Origin of the sequence: Arenibacter antarcticus, from assembly GCF_041320605.1 — a bacterium.
GTDB classification, from domain to species: domain Bacteria; phylum Bacteroidota; class Bacteroidia; order Flavobacteriales; family Flavobacteriaceae; genus Arenibacter; species Arenibacter antarcticus.
Genome location: NZ_CP166679.1, coordinates 265653 through 283174 on the forward strand (window position 1 = coordinate 265653; position 17522 = coordinate 283174).

The following is a 17522-nucleotide window of genomic DNA, read 5'->3' on the forward strand; positions in this document are numbered from 1 at the left end:
TGTTTTGCTCCAACTGGAACCCAATGCGTAGACTTCTGGTAATCGCTAGATTGAAATTACAAGCTGCATTATAAAACTAATTGAACACAATGGCTAGAAAAAATCTCCAACATATAAAATTAGGCAACAGTGAGGATGTGCACTTGGAATCCCAAAATCAAAAATTATCAGGGGGTCAAAGTACTACTGCCGAAGGTATTCCATTAAAATTAGCTTATTCTGCACATGATACGGAGGGTATGGAGCATTTAAATTTTGCAGCAGGAATTCCGCCCTATCTCAGGGGGCCCTATAGCACAATGTATGTAAAGCGCCCATGGACCATTAGACAATACGCCGGTTTTTCAACAGCTGAAGAAAGTAATGCTTTTTATCAGCGAAATTTAAAAGCGGGACAAAAAGGGCTGTCCGTGGCCTTCGACCTTCCTACCCATAGAGGTTATGATAGCGATCATGAACGTGTAGTGGGCGATGTGGGAAAGGCAGGTGTTGCCATAGATTCTGTAGAAGACATGAAAATCCTCTTTAAGGACATCCCCTTAAACGAAATGTCTGTTTCTATGACCATGAATGGCGCTGTACTCCCAATTATGGCTTTTTATATAGTGGCCGCCGAAGAGCAAGGTGTTTCTCTAGACCAATTGGTGGGTACCATTCAAAATGACATCCTTAAAGAATTTATGGTCAGGAATACCTATATCTACCCTCCTGCACCCTCCATGCAAATTGTAGCCGATATTTTTGAATACACCAGTAGGTATATGCCCCAATTTAACAGCATTAGTATCTCTGGTTACCATATGCACGAGGCCGGAGCCACAGCTGATCTAGAATTGGCCTATACCCTCGCTGATGGGTTGGAATATATTAGGACAGGTCTAAAATCTGGATTGGATATTGACCAGTTTGCACCAAGACTCTCCTTCTTTTGGGGGATAGGAATGAACCATTTTATGGAAATAGCAAAAATGAGGGCGGGTCGTATGTTATGGGCTAAAATGGTAAAACAATTCAACCCTAAAAAAAATAAATCCTTAATCCTACGTACCCACAGTCAGACCAGTGGTTGGAGCCTTACCGCACAAGATCCCTTTAACAATGTTGCAAGGACCACAATAGAGGCAGCGGCAGCGGTATTTGGGGGAACCCAGAGTTTACATACCAATGCCTTGGACGAGGCCATAGCCCTGCCAACAGATTTTTCTGCACGTATTGCCCGCAACACGCAATTATTTCTGCAAGAAGAAACGGGAATCACTAAAACCGTGGACCCATGGGCGGGCAGTTATTATGTAGAAACCCTTACCCAAGAATTAGCACAGAAGGCATGGGAATTGATCCAAGAGGTGGAAGAATTGGGCGGCATGACAAAAGCTATAGATGCTGGGATTCCAAAACTGAGAATTGAGGAAGCGGCAGCCAAAAAACAGGCCCGTATAGACAGTGGTCAAGATATAATTGTGGGAGTTAATAAATATCAAACAATAGAGGAAGAGGACAGTTTTCAAATTTTGGAAGTAGATAATACCGAAGTGCGAAAACAACAGTTAGCTAGGCTGCAGCAATTAAAAACCGATAGAAACAATGAAGCAGTGCAACGCGCATTGGAACAACTTACTTTGAAGGCAAAATATAAGATGCAGCCTATTCTTTCCAAAAAGGCAGCCGATACCCCAGAAGTCGATAATAATTTATTAGCTTTAGCAGTAAAGGCCGCTAGGGCAAGAGCAACCTTAGGAGAAATCAGTAGTGCCTTAGAAGCTGCTTTTGGCAGACATAGGGCAGAAATAAAATCGTTCACAGGGGTGTATTCAAAAGAGATAAAAGAAGATCATAGTTTTGAAAAAGCCAAGCAAATGGCCAATAGGTTTGCGGAACTAGAAGGACGCAGACCTAGGATCATGATTGCAAAAATGGGACAGGATGGTCATGATCGTGGTGCAAAAGTAGTTGCTACTGGATATGCTGATCTTGGTTTTGATGTAGATATTGGACCGTTGTTCCAAACTCCAGCCGAAGCAGCAAAACAAGCCGTAGAAAACGATGTTCATATTTTAGGAATATCCTCCTTAGCAGGTGGACATAAAACTTTGGTACCCCAAGTATTGGAGGCGTTAAAATCTTATGGACGTGAGGATATTATGGTAATTGTTGGTGGGGTAGTACCCAAACAAGATTATGATTATCTATATAATGCAGGGGCAGTGGCCGTTTTTGGACCGGGAACAAAAATAAGCGAGACGGCGATCCAAATTCTGGATATCCTAAGTGCCTAGGGGTCGGCCTACAGCCTCTTAGCCACTATATAGCTGCACTTGTTAGCACTTACAAACCCCTGACCAAAGGGTTTTTCACTTGCTGTTAACAAAATACATTTTATAACAAGTTAAATAATCGTATTTTTACCCACTAACTTACTATGATAATGGGCAAAATAATTGCTATTGCAAATCAAAAAGGTGGCGTAGGAAAAACTACCACTTCGGTAAATTTAGCTGCCGCATTGGGTGTTTTGGAAAAAAAAGTCTTGTTAATTGATGCCGACCCCCAAGCAAACGCTACTTCGGGATTAGGTTTGGACGTTGATAACATAGAAATGGGCACCTATCAATTATTGGAACACACCAAAACTGCCAAGGAAACCATAGTAGCCACAACCTCCCCTAATGTAGACCTGATTCCCTCACATATCGACTTGGTAGCCATCGAAATAGAATTGGTGGACAAAGAAGATCGGGAATATATGATGAAGAAAGCTATCCGTGACCTCAAGGAGGATTACGATTATATTCTTATCGATTGCGCTCCCTCCCTGGGACTATTAACATTAAATGCCCTAACTGCAGCAGATTCAGTAATGATTCCTATTCAATGCGAATATTTTGCACTGGAAGGTTTGGGGAAATTATTGAATACTATAAAAAGCGTTCAAAAAATACACAATCCCGATCTGGATATAGAAGGTATGGTACTCACTATGTACGATTCCAGGCTACGCCTGTCCAATCAGGTAGTGGAAGAAGTTAAAAAACATTTTTCTGAGATGGTATTTAATACCATCATTCAAAGAAATGTTAGATTAAGCGAAGCACCAAGTTATGGCGAAAGCATTATTAAATATGATGCTAGTAGTACAGGAGCAGCCAATTATTTAAATTTGGCCCATGAAGTAGTTATGAAAAACAAGGAAATAGCATAATGGCGAAAGCGACAAAAAAACAAGCGTTGGGCCGCGGATTATCGGCCTTATTAAAAGATCCCAACAACGACATTCAATCGGCTACCGATAAGAATGCTGATAAGGTGGTGGGTAATATTGTGGAATTGGAACTGAGTGCCATAGAGGTAAACCCATTTCAACCCCGTTCCAATTTTAACGATGAAGCCTTGCATGAACTTGCTTCCTCTATCAGGGAATTGGGTGTTATACAGCCTATTACCGTTAGAAAGTTGGATTTTAACCAATACCAATTGGTTTCTGGGGAACGACGATTTAGAGCCTCCAAATTAATTGGACTAGAGACCATTCCCGCCTATATCCGTATTGCCAATGACCAAGAGTCTCTAGAAATGGCCTTGGTTGAAAATATTCAGCGTCAGGATCTGGACCCGATAGAAATTGCCATTTCTTATCAACGGTTGATTGATGAAATTCAATTGACCCAAGAAAAGATGAGCGAAAGGGTAGGAAAAAAGCGATCTACTATTACCAACTATCTGCGATTATTACGTTTAGACCCCATTATTCAGACTGGAATTAGAGATGGTTTCGTGAGCATGGGCCACGGAAGAGCTTTGGTTAATGTGGTAGAAAAGCAAGACCAAATTGCTTTATATGAAAAAATCGTTGGCGAAAATCTTTCTGTAAGGGATACCGAGAAGGCGGTAAAGGACTACCAAGAAGCGAAGTCCAACCCAAACCAAAATTCCTCTCCCGAATCAAAAAATAAAAATACATCTAAGACCAACCCAGAATTTATAACCAAAAACCTAGGTAAATTTTCAGATTATTTAGCCGTGAAGGTAGATATTAAAGCATCTGAAAAAGGGAAAGGCAAAATAACCATCCCCTTTCATTCCCAGGAAGAATTCAATCGATTAAAAAAATTGATTACGGGTGAATAAATGTTTTCTATCGTTAGTCGTCTTTTTTCTTGTTTTAACTTTTGGGACTGCTCAAGAGGGGGAACAAGCATCCGATTCTGTACAGGTGGCCCTAAAGGAACAGGGGATAACAGTGATAGACACGTTAAAGATCAAAAAAAAGGCTATCAATCCGTTGGCTCCTAGTAAAGCTGCATTCTATTCTGCCGTTTTCCCCGGCCTCGGTCAAATCTATAACAAGCGCTATTGGAAAGCCCCTATTGTCTATGCGGTGATAGGAACAGGAATATATGCCTATACATACAATGACGGGCTATACGACAGATTCCGGACCGCTTTTAAACGCAGGCAAGCAGGTTACACCGATGACGAGTTCTACGATCTTGGCGCGCCAAATGCCCCGGGAGCCCCTCCAGATTTCTCCAATCAGGCTTTGGAAAATGCACAGGAAAGGTACCAGCGGGACAGAGACCTTTGGCTCTTAGTTACCATTGCCATGTATGCCCTAAATATTGTGGATGCCAACGTAGACGCCCATTTAAAACAATTCAACGTAGATGATGATTTAAGCATGAAGGTAAAACCATACTTAAATACTGACGCAATTACCGCTAATCCGGTCTATGGATTGGCATTAACCATTAAATTTTAATCAATGAACATAGCCTTGTTCGGATATGGTAAGATGGGAAAAATGATCGAGCAGATCGCCCTTAACAGAAACCATAAAATAGTAGCGAAAATTGACTTGGACACTACCGAAATAAACTTTTCGGATATAGATGTAGCCATAGATTTCAGTATGCCCAGTGCCGCCTTCGACAACATTAAACAATGTATGGAGAACAACATCCCTGTAATCTGCGGTACCACTGGTTGGCTAAAGGATTATGATAATGCCGTACAGATTTGCAAAGAAAATAATGGCGCCTTTATATACGCTTCCAATTTTAGCCTAGGAGTAAATCTATTCTTTGAACTTAATTCCTATCTAGCTAAAATGATGGGCAATCTAAAACAATATCAGGTCAGCATGGAGGAGATCCATCATACCCAAAAATTGGACGCCCCTAGCGGAACGGCCATTACCTTGGCAGAAGGCATCATTAAAGAGACTGACTATTCCGATTGGAAATTGGACACTGCAAAAGCCAACGAAATCCCGATCACAGCCAAACGAATTGCCGATACCCCAGGAACCCATACCGTATCTTACAACAGTGAGGTAGACGGCATAGAAATTATTCACACCGCCCATAATCGAGAAGGATTTGCCCTAGGAGCAGTAGTAGCAGCAGAATGGATTCTGGGTAAAAACGGAGTATTCTCCATGAAAGACGTGTTAAACCTAAGTTAAGGAACGTAACGCCCAACAATTAATACAGACTTACAGATTGATTGTTAACTATAAACAGCAATCCTAAACTAACAAGAACGGATATGAACGGTACACAGTGGATTATTTTTATTTTGGTTATTCAGCTAATACATTTCCTGGGAACATGGAAATTATACGTAAAGGCGGGTAGAAAATCTTGGGAAGCAGCAATCCCAGTATATAATGCCATAGTACTCATGAAGATTATCAATAGGCCGAAATGGTGGGTGATTTTACTGTTTATCCCCATCATTAATTTATTGATGTTTCCCGTGGTATGGGTAGAAACCCTGCGGAGTTTTGGAAAAAACAGCCTATTGGACACTTGGTTGGCCATTCTCACCTTGGGGCTATATATCTACTATATTAACTATTTTGTAGCGGTAAACTATGTTGAAGATAGGGAGTTACATCCAAGAACTGCCTTAGGAGAGTGGGTAAGCTCCATTGTATTTGCTATTGTGGCCGCCACTTTGGTACATACTTATGTAATACAACCCTTTGTTATTCCTACCAGCTCTTTGGAAAAAACCCTGCTTGTAGGAGATTTCCTTTTTGTAAGTAAGTTCCATTATGGGGCAAGGGTACCAATGACTACCATAGCTGCTCCTATGGTGCACGACACCCTTCCAATTTTAAAAACGAGGTCTTATGTTGCCGATGTAGATCCGGCAACATATAGAACTTCTATATGGAACAAGCTACAGCTTCCCTATATGCGCCTTCCTGGCTTTAAAAAAATAAAACGCAACGAAATTGTAGTGTTCAGCTGGCCAGCCGATACGGTGTACCAATTTTTCAAAAGGCAAGCGGGAGTCCGTAAGCCCATCGACAAAAAATCGAATTACGTAAAACGTGCTGTGGGCATACCAGGGGATTCCCTCTCCATAGTAGACGGTTATGTATATATTAACGGTCAGAAAACAGTATTGCCCTATAGAGCAAAACCTCAGTTTCTACAAACCGTAACTGTAGACGGACAGTTTTCCAATGCTGCAATTGAACTTTTGGGAAGACAGAATATTTCCGGCAACGTGGTACGTGTACCAAACAGCTCCTTACAACAAGATCGGGCGAAGGAAGTAATCACCGCAATGCATATGGAGGTAATAAAGACCGACTCTTCCTACACGTATTATTCTGGAAACATAAGTAATACAAGGGTTAAGGAATATTTAAAGTCTGAAGATATGAACAACATGGCTCTCTTCAATCTAACGGAGGAGGAAGCTAAAAATTTTACTGGAAAAGAAGGCATTACTTCCATCCAAAAATTTGCCTATACCAATAAGGACAGCTCGGTTTTCCCTCAAAATGCAGCTCACCCAGGCACTGTAGACAATATGGATGCGATCTATATCCCTGAAGAAGGAAAAACAGTAGCACTGAACCTTGATGTACTGCCTATCTATGAAAAAATAATTGAGGAATATGAAGGGAACACGCTAAAAGTGAACGGAAATCAAATTTTGATCAACGGAAAAATTGCAGACACCTACACCTTTAAGCAGGATTATTATTGGATGATGGGCGACAATAGGCACCGGTCAGAAGACAGTAGGTTCTGGGGTTATGTACCTGAAGACCACGTAGTGGGCACACCCATATTTATTTGGATGAGTATTGATGGTATAAACGATGGAATGAGCAACTGGAAAATTAGATGGGATAGAGTTTTCACTACGGTCAACGGAGAAGGGGAACCTACTTCTTACTTTAAGTACTTCCTGATTGCACTTGCCGGATGGTTTGCATTTGATTATTTTAGAAAAAGGAAGAAAACGGACAAAAAATAGTCTACTGTAACTCTAAGCCTTAAGTGAAATTTCCATCTAAGGCTTAGTGTTACAAAAAGCATTAATAACGAACTCTAACATTAACCCATCACCTATTTTTACTTAAGATATTTGATTCATTGTTACATTAGTACCTTAAAAAATTAAACAATGCAATTGCTTCTTCATCCCGGTTATTTTCCGAATATAGCCAATTTCGCGGCTCTTGCCCAGAATGAAATTTGTTGGGAGGTTAAAGATAATTATCAAAAGCAAACTTTTCGGAACCGATGCTATATCTGCACCGATTTAGGAAGGCATATGTTAAACATTCCTATAAAACATATCGGAGGTGAAAATAAAAAACAAACCTTCTCAGATGTAGTAATAGACAACGACTACAAGTGGCAACGCCAACATTGGCGTACCTTACAAACAGCCTACCGGACTTCCCCCTTCTTCGAATTTTACGAAGATGACATAGCCCCATTGTACAAAGGCACCTTCACATCGCTAATGGAGTTTAACCTAAAGACTATTGAAACCATTTGTGATTGCTTACAAATAACCATGCCCACGGAAAGGACCGAAGCATACCAATCCAAAGCAACCGATAAAATGGACGGACGTCATTTAATAAATTCAAAATCGGAACTTCACTTTCACCAACCAGATTATGTTCAGGTTTTCAGTGATAGAAATCCCTTTATTGCCAATCTCAGTATATTGGACCTCCTGTTCAATGAGGGTACCAATACCCTTTCCTATCTTAAAAATTTAAAATTACATTTTTCCCATGCTTAGATGGTGCCTTCATTATGGAATACATTTTCTAGTTCCCATCCTTGTTGGCCTACTATTTTATAAGGAATACAGATGGAAGGCCATACTAATTCTTCTGGCCGGTATTAGCATTGATCTAGACCATTTATGGGCAGATCCCTTGTTCGATCCAAATCGCTGTAGCATAAACTTTCACCCATTACACACCTATTGGGCCATTGCCATCTATTTCCTGATGTTGATTCCCCAAAGGACCAGAATATTTGGCCTTGCGCTCGTAATACATATTGTAGCGGATTTTACGGACTGCCTACTTATGTAAAAACAGAATGGATCCCTATAGCAAAACCAATAGGTTTTTTTAAATCGAAATTTATCACCTAGATATAAGTTCCTCTTAAGAATCGCTCCAAACTCCTAACGGGAGGGAAGATAGTTGAACACGAGAAGTTTATTTAACCTCCCAGAGCAAAAGCAAATGGTAAAAAACGTAATTGATTCCGTTTTATAAAATATTATTACTAATTTGTACTCTTGATTTGGAAACAATAACACAAACTTAAAAAATCCTATGGGAAATAATAAGACCTTTAAATCCCTTTCCTCGGGAAGAAGGGAATTCATCAAAAAATCTGGCATCACCTTAATCGGGGGATCTCTAGCGTACCCAGCTTTATCTTTTGGAGCCATCAATCCGTTTATGGACTCTACCATAAAAGTAGGATTAATTGGCTGTGGAGGTCGTGGTACTGGTGCAGCTGCCCAAGCTTTAGAAGCCGATCCCAACGTAATTCTCTACGCCATGGGGGATGTTTTTGAAGACCGATTGAATTTGGCCCATACCGAACTATTGAAAGTGTCTGGAAATAAGATAAAGGTAGATCAGAAAAACAAATTCATTGGATTTGACGCCTACCAAAAAGTAATTGATTCGGGGGTAGACGTAGTAATACTAACCACTCCTCCAGCATTTAGACCAGACCATCTCACTGCCGCTATTGATGCAGGAAAACATGTATTTTGTGAGAAACCTGTAGCGGTAGATGCCCCAGGAATACACAAAGTATTGGCTGCGGCCAAAAAAGCAAAAGAGAAAGGTCTATCCTTAGTCTCAGGCTTCTGTTTTCGCTACGATTACCCTAACAGAGCTATCTTTGAACGAGTGTTAGATGGTCAAATTGGGGATATAAAGACCGTTACCACTTTTCGCCATGGCGGAGAAGCTTGGTATAAAGAACGGCAACCAGATTGGACAGACATGACCTATAATATGCGGAACTGGTACTATTACAATTGGTTATCGGGCGATTTTATTGTAGAACAAGCGGTACATAGCTTGGATATGATGTCTTGGGTGATGGGTGATAAAATGCCGATAAGTGCCACTGGAACCGGAGGAAGACAGGTGCGAGTGGACAAGAAGTATGGAAATATTTACGACCATTTTGCGGTGGAATTCGAATATGAAAACGGGGCAAAAGGATACCATTTCACAAGACAACAAAGCGATACTTCCCACAAAAATAGCGTGGAAGTCCATGGCAGTGAAGGTTCTTCCATTACCCATATTGGACGTCGATATGAAATAACCGGTAAGAACAGCTATACCTACGATGGGGAAAGGAACAATATGTTCCAAACCGAGCACGATGAACTATTTGCGTCAATCAGAAATGGCAAACCCATGAACGACGGAGAATGGATGGCCAAGAGTACTATGCTGGCAATCTGGGCTCGTATGGTAGCCTACACTGGACAAACCCTAACTTGGGAGCAAGTCTTTAATTCCAAAGAGTCTTTGGGGCCCAAAATAGACGAATACAATTGGGATCTAGTATGGCCCACTTCTCCAGTGGCCATTCCTGGTAAAACAAAATTTATTTAAATCAATCATAAATAAAAAAAGAAACAACAGTATGGAATCTGAAGGAGCTGAGATCCAATTTATAAACTATTAGATCCTAGTACTACCCCCATGAGTAACCCTGGCATAGCAAAGGACCAAGAAATTATTTTAACCTAACCCAAGGGGTTGAATAAAAGTTAATATGGGGGTTTCTTACCAATTAGAACTATTGAGCACCAATATTGAAAGAGGCCATTAAGGGAAAATGATCTGACAATTTTACATCAAAATTTTTGTGCGCTTTAACTTCAAAAGCCTTGTCCAAAAAGATAAAATCTATTCTAACGGGATAGTATTTGAAGTTATAAGTCCGACCATAACCAGACCCTTGTTCCAAAAAGGAATCCTGCATATCATCTTTAATAACTTGGTAGACATTGGAAAACTGGGTATTATTAAAATCGCCAGAGACAATTTTCTTATAGGGAGTAGCATTTCGGTGTGCGTTAAAAATTGCAGCTTGTTCCTGCTGTTTTGCAAAGGACCTACTCATTCGCTTGTAAAGTCGGGCCTTTGGCTCATCACTTAGTCTTCTTACACTGGGGATTACCTTATGCGATTCCAAGTGGAGGTTATAAACACGAACCGTATCCTTTTGGGTGACTACATCGGCATAAATAGCGCTGTTTGCACTTTCGGGAAAATCTAGAGATCCATTATTAAGAATTGGAAATTTGGAGTAAATGGCAAGAACCACTTTTTTATGCCCATATTCATAATCAATAAAGCTATACTTATAAGCATTAAAATCCGCACTCTTCTTTTTTGTATAATCAAACTCTTGAAAACAGACTATATCTGGGTCCTCAGCTTTTACAAGAGCTACTATTTGTGTACTTATCGTCTTATCACTTATCATTCCCGAACGATTAAATCCACGGGCATTAAAACTCATAATACTAATCTCGCCCTTGCTAATTGGCTCTTCGGACGGTTGAAACCTAAAAAATGTACCCATAACGAGATAGCCAATACCCAAAACAATAGCGGACATCCATAAATTACGACTCCCTAGAAGCAACCAATAACAAAAGAAGATAACGTTAGTAAGCACCAACAAAGGTACCATAAGGGATAATATAGAAAGAAAGGGGAAATGCGTTACTGGAATTTGGGGTACAAAGCAAGACATGGCTAGTAAGAAGGCAAAAAGTCCATTGACAAGAAATACTAACTTATTGATTAAATACCGCATATTTACCTAATCTTCCTTACCCGCCTTGAACAAAAAATCCTTTTCGGTCTTAGAAAGACTTTCGTAACCCGACTTACTAATTTTATCCAAAATGGCATCAATTTTTCGCTGACGGCTTTCTTTATCATAGTTCACTGTTTTCCCACCACCAGCACCTTCCTTTTTATATACGGTCTTCATGGACGCTTTCTTTTCTTTTCCTTTAAACATATTTGATATGCTGTTTAGAAATCCGGAAAACCAGCTTCCTATATCATTTCCTTTTGGGAGCTGCGTAGCGTAATAATAACCCAGGAGGGCACCTCCCAAGTGGGCCATATGCCCTCCAATATTTTGGCCTAGGGAAATCTGCACCAAATCTAACAACACCACCAATACGCCAATATGCCATAGTTTAACATTGAAAAATATAACGCGCACCTCTTGGTTCGGCAAATAAGTACAAATAAATATCAATACGGCGGTAACACCGGCGGAGGCGCCAATTAAAGAAGTGTTTTGACCAATTAGCGCAGGAAAAATATTGTAGCTCAATAAAAAGATCAATCCTCCAAGGATAACCCCTAAAAAATAAACATTTATAAACCTTTTCATGTCAAAGAGGTTTAGAAAAATCTTACCGGAAAAATAAAGCATAATCATGTTCCAGAAAATATGCCCGAAACCGGAATGGAAAAAGGAGTATGTAACCAAGGACCACGGCTGGGAAAGGAAATCGAAAAAGTCCTTAGGCAATTCGAACCAACGTGCTATACCAGCATTATTAGCCAGTCCGAACAGCACATTGATCAGTCCCACAATAATAAATATCGCAACATTAAATACAATCAGCTTTTCGGCAATGTTTAACCTACTGTACAAATATGTAATATTTTTATTACCCATTATCGATCCCATCGGTTGCTGTTAAACTGATTTTTTTTCCAATACCACATCATCAAGAATCCAAATAAAGCCCCGCCCACATGAGCAAAATGTGCAATTCCGTTTCCAAAAATAGAATACCCGGTAACTCCCGAAAACAAATCGAGGCCAATCAGCACAGGAATAAAGTACTTTGCCTTTACCGGGACCGGTATAAACATCAAGAAAAGCTCACTGTTGGGATAAGACATCCCAAAAGCCACCAATACCCCGTAAATTGCTCCAGAAGCTCCCACTGCTGGGGTATTAATTGCGCTTAAAAAACTATCTATAGTATCCTTTGGAGCTATATTGTACCAATTGGGGCTGTATTTTCCACTGGTAATTATTTCCATTATTTGTTCTTTGGGAATTCCTGTATTGACTAAGGCATCCAAACCCTGATTGAAATAATAATAATTAACTCCAGTATGGATCAAAGCCGCACCAAGGCCAGCTGAAAAATAGAAAAAGAAAAATTTGTTCCGCCCCCACATTCGTTCCAATGGGGAGCCAAATGCCCATAGGGCGTACATATTAAATAAGATATGCATAAACCCGCCATGCATAAACATATGAGACACCACCTGCCAAATAGCAAAATTTTCATTCTTGGGAAACCAAAGAGAAAACCATTGGTACATTTGGTCCCCATAAACCTGTGTGGCTACGAAAAATAGCACATTAATAATGATCAAATGCTTTACTGCGTCAGTAATTCTACCCATCTACATAAATTTTTTATCAATATCGCTCTCGGTAATGGTGACGTATATTGATTTATTAAAAGGACTTAATTGAGACTCCTTACACGCAAACAAATCGTTTACCAAAGCCAATTGCGACTCACTGTCTAGCATTTCCCCAGTCTTTACAGCCAAGGATTTAGCCAATGTTTTAGACAGCACATCGGTCTGAGAAAATCCGTCTACCACAAAATCTTGTTGATAGTCCGAAATCAGCTGCTCCAGAATCATGCTCACGCCACTTTCGGGCACCGATAATGGAACCCCAGTAATCGTAATCTCTTCCTCACCGATAGCCTCAAACACAAAACCAATAGTGGTCAAATTCTCCTGAATTTCTACGATAATGGCACGGTCCGATTTGGAAAAGGTCAAAGATAATGGAAATAGTAGTTGTTGGCTAATTGCCCCCTTAACGGTAATGTTCTTTAGGAATTTTTCATAGAGCACCCGTTGATGGGCCCTACTTTGATCTATGACTACCATTCCAGATTTTATGGTGGCAACAATATATTTTCGCCTTAACTGAAAGGTAGTAGTAACGCTATCCACGCCAATTTTACTATCGTCAAAGATAGAGCCAGTTATAGTATCGGATTCGAAACTAACACTGCTGAACTCGTGATTTTTATTCCCTTGAGATTCCATTCCCACATAAAGCGATTCCCACCCCTTTGTAGATTGTTTCTGAAAATTAGGCCTTCCTCCCGTGGTCCAATTTTCTTCCTTAAAGGGATTAAATCCAGCATCTACGATCACCCCTGGTTGATGTGCCGATTTGTTTTTGTAATCATAAGGGGTTTCTAAATTTTGATCCTGCTCAAAATCCAAGGCCGGAATTACGTTGAACTGCCCTAGACTATGTTTCACGGTAGACCGTAAAATAGCATATAAGGTGTGTTCATCATCAAATTTTATCTCGGTTTTGGTAGGGTGAATATTAATATCGATGGAAGCGGGATCTACAGTAAGATATAGAAAATACCCTGGATGACTCTCCTTTTTAATTAGGCCATCAAAAGCCGCCACAATGGCGTGATGCAGGTAGGGACTCCTTATGAATCTATTGTTGACAAAGAAGAACTGCTCCCCCCTACTCTTTTTCGCGAATTCTGGCTTACTAATAAATCCGCTGATAGTCACAACTTGAGTTTCCTCTTGCACGGGGACCAACTTTTCGTTGGTTTTGCCACCAAATATATTTACAATACGCTGCCGTATGTTAGAGCTGGGCAGGTTAAATATTTCACTCCCATTATTGTACAGATGAAAGGCAATAGACGGGTGGGCTAGTGCCACACGTTGAAACTCGTCTATGATATGCCGTAGCTCTACTTGGGTAGATTTTAAAAAATTGCGTCTAGCGGGAATATTAAAAAATAAATTTTTAACCATCATAGAGGTTCCTTTGGGACCTACCGCAACTTCCTGAAAAATTATTTTACTCCCTTCTATCCTAATATGGGAAGCCACCTCATCCTGTTCAGTTCTGGTCTGCATTTCCACATGGGCAATTGCCGCTATGGATGCCAACGCCTCCCCCCTAAAACCATTGGTATTAAGATTAAATAGATCTTCGGCCTTCCTTATTTTGGAGGTAGCATGCCGCTCAAAACTGAGTCGCGCATCGGTAGCGCTCATGCCCACACCGTCATCTATAACTTGGATCAGGGTCTTTCCCCCGTCTTTCACTATTAATTTAACGGTAGATCCACCTGCATCTATAGCATTTTCCATTAATTCCTTAACAACGGAGGCTGGACGTTGCACCACTTCCCCTGCAGCAATTTGGTTAGCTACATGATCTGGCAAAAGCTGAATAATATCTGCCATTATTTAGAAATAAAAATGGATAGATCGAAATCTATAATGTAGAGAAATATAAGTACTAAGATAGCTATGATAACAACCAATCTAATGGTCTGACTTCGATTACCCGAACGCTTAAAATCTCCTATAGCTCTGGAAAATTTACCTTTAAGACCAGAACGGCCGTCCATGGTAGGTCTAAATTTGTCCAATTTATGTTCAATTTTATAGGGATTCCCCTCACCTTTATCGTTATAATAACGCGGTGAATACCCGAACTTTTTATTTTTACGTAATCTTGAAAACTTTCCCATAGCCATAGTTATCTCAAAGTTACTCAAAATCGAAAAATATGCCGTATTACAGTTGCTAAAAAATGTTAACATTTAGGGTTATGCCAGCTTTCCACACGTACCCACCTGTTATTTGGAATAAAAAAAAGAATTGGAAGTAATTATCTCCCCAGATGAACCATCTTAATTGCAGCAATAGCAGCTTCCGTACCTTTATTTCCATGCTCACCACCACTACGGGCAATAGCCTGATCCATAGTATTATCTGTTAGAACACAGAAAATAACAGGCGTATCGGTGCCAACGTTCAAATCCATAATTCCCTGAGCTGTGGCCTCACAGACAAATTCGAAATGCATGGTTTCCCCTTTTATAACACTACCAATGGCGATTACGGCATCTACCTTTTGGGTATTGATCATTTTCTTTGCACCATAGGTAAGTTCAAAACTTCCAGGAACGTTCCATCGAATAACATTCTCTTCTTTGGCCCCACAGTCTAACAATGTCTCAATAGCCCCTTGATAAAGTCCTTCCGTAATGGTATCGTTCCATTCTGAAACGACAATCCCAAATCGAAAATCTTTCGCATTTGGGATTGTAGCTTTATCATAAACCGATAAATTTTTATTAACAGTTGCCATATTAAATACTTTTTGCCTTGCCTATAAAGGCATCTATTGTCTTAGCTTCTTCAGAAGAGGAGAATTCGTCCTTAATTCTTTGGAAATATTTAAGCGCTTTGTCTTTTTTATTCAATTCCATCGCTGTAACTCCTGCTTTGTACAAAAATTTAGGCGTAGTATATTCGTTGGTACTGTGCGACACTGCTTTTTCGTAGTACCCCAAAGCGTCTTCTGGTTGGTTCAATTGTAAGAAAGCATCACCGATACCCCCTTTGGCAACGGCACCTAAAATGATATCCTTGGTAGAAAATCCTTCTAAATACTTAATAGCCTCGTCATACTTTTGCATGTTCAAGTATGCCATCCCTGCAGAATACTTGGCTAAATTTGCGGCCGGAGTTCCGTTGTATTCATCAATAATATCCAAAAATCCAAATTTACCCTCAGCACCGTTCAAGGCCAATGTAAATAAAGAATCCTTTTCCGCAGTTGCGTAAAGGGCTTGGTCAAAATATTGTTGGGGATACATCATCTCATTGGCGGCACTTTCTGCATTCGGCTTTTCCACAAACTGATAATAAGCCATATATCCCAATACGCTAACAGCAATTACACCAATCACTCCAAGGATATAATTCTGGTTCCTAGAAACCCATTCCTCGGATTTCGAGGCCCCTTCATCCAAAGAACTAAATACTTCAGCAGTGGTACTCTCCTGCTTATCCAACAGATTCTCCTCCTCTTTATTTTTCGGTTTAAAACCTCTTTTCTTGTAAGTTGCCATTATAGATTTTTATTAGTCGCGCAAAAATATAGATTTTATCCAAAACCCGCGCTGTATTTATGGTTAATTTTCGATATTTTGCAGTTTGCTTGACTATTGGAAAATAAAATTTTTACTTCGCAGAATGTTTCTAAAGAAATTATCGCTTATAAATTATAAAAACTTTGCCTCTCAAGACTTTGACTTTGACACAAAGATCAATTGTTTTGTGGGTGATAACGGGGTTGGAAAAACCAATGTCCTCGATGCTATTTACCATCTTTCCTTTGGAAAAAGCTATTTTAATCCTATTGCAACGCAGAATATAAAACACGAAGCCGATTTTTTTGTGATCGAAGGTGAATTTCAAAAGGAACAAAGGGAAGAAAAAATATTATGCAGCCTTAAAAGAGGCATGAAAAAAGTAATTAAACGCAATGCCAAGGTGTACGATAAATTCTCGGACCATATTGGATTTATCCCTTTGGTTATCATCTCTCCGGCAGACCGAGACCTCATTATTGAAGGAAGTGAAACCAGACGTAAGTTTATGGACGGGGTAATATCACAATCGGACAAAAATTATCTCCAAAATTTAATTAAATACAACAAGGTTCTAGCACAACGAAATTCCTTGTTAAAATACTTTTCGGTTAACCACACTTTTGACAAGACCACCTTGGGCATATACAACGAACAACTCCAACAGTATGGCCAAGAAATATTTAATAAAAGACTGCTGTTTTTAGAGTCCTTTATCCCCATTTTCAAGGAACAATATCTCGTAATTTCCGGAGGTAAGGAACCCGTAGATTTAACATATCAAAGCAGGTTGTTAGAGGATAATCTAGTAACTTTATTAGAGGAAAGTTTAGAGAAGGACAGAGCGCTGCAATACACCAGTACAGGGACTCATAAAGACGACCTGATGTTTGTTATAGATGGCCATCCCATAAAAAAATTCGGGAGCCAGGGACAGCAAAAATCCTTTTTGATCGCCTTAAAATTAGCCCAGTTTTATTTTATAAAAAAGCAGGCTGGCACTACTCCATTATTGTTATTGGACGATATTTTTGACAAACTGGACGAGAACAGGGTAGCACATATTATTCGTCTAGTGGACGAGGATAATTTTGGACAGATATTTCTAAGTGACACCCATGCCGATAGAACCGAGAATGCAGTTAAAAACACACATCAGTCCTATAAAATATTTAAATTATAATACGCAATGAGCATAA

17 protein-coding genes are annotated in these 17522 nt (G+C 39.9%); 10 read left to right on the top strand and 7 right to left on the bottom strand.

Translation table 11 applies throughout. The features are described 5' to 3' along the window. The first annotated feature begins 89 nt into the window (after positions 1 to 89). The 9 genes from scpA to KCTC52924_RS01150 all read left to right on the top strand — a co-directional run bounded on the left by scpA (position 90) and on the right by KCTC52924_RS01150 (position 9925). Entirely contained in the window at positions 90 to 2276 is a 2187-nt protein-coding gene (scpA, locus tag KCTC52924_RS01110; RefSeq protein WP_251808600.1) for a methylmalonyl-CoA mutase, read from the top strand. Between the two features lie 149 nt (positions 2277 to 2425). Beyond that, complete coding sequence (locus KCTC52924_RS01115; RefSeq protein WP_251808599.1) at positions 2426 to 3199, top strand: ParA family protein; 774 nt, start codon at positions 2426 to 2428, stop codon at positions 3197 to 3199. Next, positions 3199 to 4125: a ParB/RepB/Spo0J family partition protein gene (locus KCTC52924_RS01120; protein WP_251808598.1), complete on the top strand. Its 927-nt coding sequence runs from the start codon at positions 3199 to 3201 to the stop codon at positions 4123 to 4125. The genes KCTC52924_RS01115 and KCTC52924_RS01120 overlap by 1 nt, the downstream gene beginning before the upstream one ends. Beyond that, complete coding sequence (locus KCTC52924_RS01125; protein WP_251808597.1) at positions 4118 to 4756, top strand: DUF5683 domain-containing protein; 639 nt, start codon at positions 4118 to 4120, stop codon at positions 4754 to 4756. Before KCTC52924_RS01120 ends, KCTC52924_RS01125 begins: the two co-directional genes overlap by 8 nt. 3 nt (positions 4757 to 4759) lie before the next feature. Beyond that, the gene (gene dapB, locus KCTC52924_RS01130; RefSeq protein WP_251808596.1) at positions 4760 to 5461 is read left to right on the top strand and encodes a 4-hydroxy-tetrahydrodipicolinate reductase; all 702 of its coding nucleotides are present in this window, start codon (positions 4760 to 4762) and stop codon (positions 5459 to 5461) included. Between the two features lie 83 nt (positions 5462 to 5544). Then, the gene (lepB, locus tag KCTC52924_RS01135; RefSeq protein WP_251808595.1) at positions 5545 to 7278 is read left to right on the top strand and encodes a signal peptidase I; all 1734 of its coding nucleotides are present in this window, start codon (positions 5545 to 5547) and stop codon (positions 7276 to 7278) included. Positions 7279 to 7428: 150 nt separating this feature from the next. After that, positions 7429 to 8061 (top strand): WbqC family protein, encoded by a 633-nt coding sequence (locus KCTC52924_RS01140; RefSeq protein WP_251808594.1) that lies wholly within the window; start codon positions 7429 to 7431, stop codon positions 8059 to 8061. Next, positions 8054 to 8362 carry a DUF6122 family protein gene (locus tag KCTC52924_RS01145; protein ID WP_251808593.1) on the top strand — a complete coding sequence of 103 codons (309 nt, stop codon included), beginning with the start codon at positions 8054 to 8056 and terminating at the stop codon, positions 8360 to 8362. The genes KCTC52924_RS01140 and KCTC52924_RS01145 overlap by 8 nt, the downstream gene beginning before the upstream one ends. Before the next feature lie 249 nt (positions 8363 to 8611). Next, positions 8612 to 9925, top strand: coding sequence for a Gfo/Idh/MocA family protein (locus KCTC52924_RS01150; protein WP_251808592.1), 1314 nt, complete (start codon positions 8612 to 8614; stop codon positions 9923 to 9925). 187 nt (positions 9926 to 10112) lie between these two features. Here KCTC52924_RS01150 and KCTC52924_RS01155 read toward each other — a convergent pair whose 3' ends face one another. From KCTC52924_RS01155 to KCTC52924_RS01185, 7 genes are all read right to left on the bottom strand, one after another. Beyond that, positions 10113 to 11141, bottom strand: a complete 1029-nt coding sequence (locus KCTC52924_RS01155; RefSeq protein ID WP_251808591.1) for an endonuclease/exonuclease/phosphatase family protein — start codon at positions 11139 to 11141, stop codon at positions 10113 to 10115. A gap of 6 nt (positions 11142 to 11147) precedes the next feature. Further along, complete coding sequence (locus KCTC52924_RS01160; protein ID WP_251808791.1) at positions 11148 to 12026, bottom strand: rhomboid family intramembrane serine protease; 879 nt, start codon at positions 12024 to 12026, stop codon at positions 11148 to 11150. Next, positions 12026 to 12772: a rhomboid family intramembrane serine protease gene (locus tag KCTC52924_RS01165; protein WP_251808590.1), complete on the bottom strand. Its 747-nt coding sequence runs from the start codon at positions 12770 to 12772 to the stop codon at positions 12026 to 12028. The genes KCTC52924_RS01160 and KCTC52924_RS01165 overlap by 1 nt, the downstream gene beginning before the upstream one ends. Beyond that, complete coding sequence (gene mutL / locus KCTC52924_RS01170) at positions 12773 to 14623, bottom strand: DNA mismatch repair endonuclease MutL (protein ID WP_251808589.1); 1851 nt, start codon at positions 14621 to 14623, stop codon at positions 12773 to 12775. It lies immediately after the preceding gene. Beyond that, a complete protein-coding gene (locus tag KCTC52924_RS01175) occupies positions 14623 to 14913 on the bottom strand; it encodes a riboflavin synthase subunit beta (RefSeq protein ID WP_251808588.1) in 291 nt (96 codons plus the stop codon). The genes mutL and KCTC52924_RS01175 overlap by 1 nt, the downstream gene beginning before the upstream one ends. Before the next feature lie 140 nt (positions 14914 to 15053). Next, on the bottom strand, positions 15054 to 15536 hold the full coding sequence (ribH, locus tag KCTC52924_RS01180; protein WP_251808587.1) for a 6,7-dimethyl-8-ribityllumazine synthase: 483 nt from the start codon (positions 15534 to 15536) through the stop codon (positions 15054 to 15056). A 1-nt stretch (position 15537) separates the two neighbouring features. Next, positions 15538 to 16302, bottom strand: coding sequence for a tetratricopeptide repeat protein (locus KCTC52924_RS01185; RefSeq protein WP_251808586.1), 765 nt, complete (start codon positions 16300 to 16302; stop codon positions 15538 to 15540). A gap of 124 nt (positions 16303 to 16426) precedes the next feature. Here KCTC52924_RS01185 and recF point away from each other — a divergent pair, with 124 nt between their 5' ends. Further along, positions 16427 to 17506, top strand: a complete 1080-nt coding sequence (recF, locus tag KCTC52924_RS01190) for a DNA replication/repair protein RecF (protein WP_251808585.1) — start codon at positions 16427 to 16429, stop codon at positions 17504 to 17506. Positions 17507 to 17522: the final 16 nt, after the last annotated feature.

What these genes read in the sequence shown, in the direction of transcription:
- scpA (WP_251808600.1), top strand. Translation starts at nt 90, where the DNA reads ATGGCTAGAAAAAATCTCCAACATATAAAATTAGGCAACAGTGAGGAT.
- KCTC52924_RS01115 (WP_251808599.1), top strand. Translation starts at nt 2,426, where the DNA reads ATGGGCAAAATAATTGCTATTGCAAATCAAAAAGGTGGCGTAGGAAAA.
- KCTC52924_RS01120 (WP_251808598.1), top strand. Translation starts at nt 3,199, where the DNA reads ATGGCGAAAGCGACAAAAAAACAAGCGTTGGGCCGCGGATTATCGGCC.
- dapB (WP_251808596.1), top strand. Translation starts at nt 4,760, where the DNA reads ATGAACATAGCCTTGTTCGGATATGGTAAGATGGGAAAAATGATCGAG.
- lepB (WP_251808595.1), top strand. Translation starts at nt 5,545, where the DNA reads ATGAACGGTACACAGTGGATTATTTTTATTTTGGTTATTCAGCTAATA.
- KCTC52924_RS01140 (WP_251808594.1), top strand. Translation starts at nt 7,429, where the DNA reads ATGCAATTGCTTCTTCATCCCGGTTATTTTCCGAATATAGCCAATTTC.
- KCTC52924_RS01145 (WP_251808593.1), top strand. Translation starts at nt 8,054, where the DNA reads ATGCTTAGATGGTGCCTTCATTATGGAATACATTTTCTAGTTCCCATC.
- KCTC52924_RS01150 (WP_251808592.1), top strand. Translation starts at nt 8,612, where the DNA reads ATGGGAAATAATAAGACCTTTAAATCCCTTTCCTCGGGAAGAAGGGAA.
- KCTC52924_RS01155 (WP_251808591.1), bottom strand. Translation starts at nt 11,141, where the DNA reads ATGCGGTATTTAATCAATAAGTTAGTATTTCTTGTCAATGGACTTTTT.
- KCTC52924_RS01160 (WP_251808791.1), bottom strand. Translation starts at nt 12,026, where the DNA reads ATGGGTAATAAAAATATTACATATTTGTACAGTAGGTTAAACATTGCC.
- KCTC52924_RS01165 (WP_251808590.1), bottom strand. Translation starts at nt 12,772, where the DNA reads ATGGGTAGAATTACTGACGCAGTAAAGCATTTGATCATTATTAATGTG.
- mutL (WP_251808589.1), bottom strand. Translation starts at nt 14,623, where the DNA reads ATGGCAGATATTATTCAGCTTTTGCCAGATCATGTAGCTAACCAAATT.
- KCTC52924_RS01175 (WP_251808588.1), bottom strand. Translation starts at nt 14,913, where the DNA reads ATGGGAAAGTTTTCAAGATTACGTAAAAATAAAAAGTTCGGGTATTCA.
- ribH (WP_251808587.1), bottom strand. Translation starts at nt 15,536, where the DNA reads ATGGCAACTGTTAATAAAAATTTATCGGTTTATGATAAAGCTACAATC.
- KCTC52924_RS01185 (WP_251808586.1), bottom strand. Translation starts at nt 16,302, where the DNA reads ATGGCAACTTACAAGAAAAGAGGTTTTAAACCGAAAAATAAAGAGGAG.
- recF (WP_251808585.1), top strand. Translation starts at nt 16,427, where the DNA reads ATGTTTCTAAAGAAATTATCGCTTATAAATTATAAAAACTTTGCCTCT.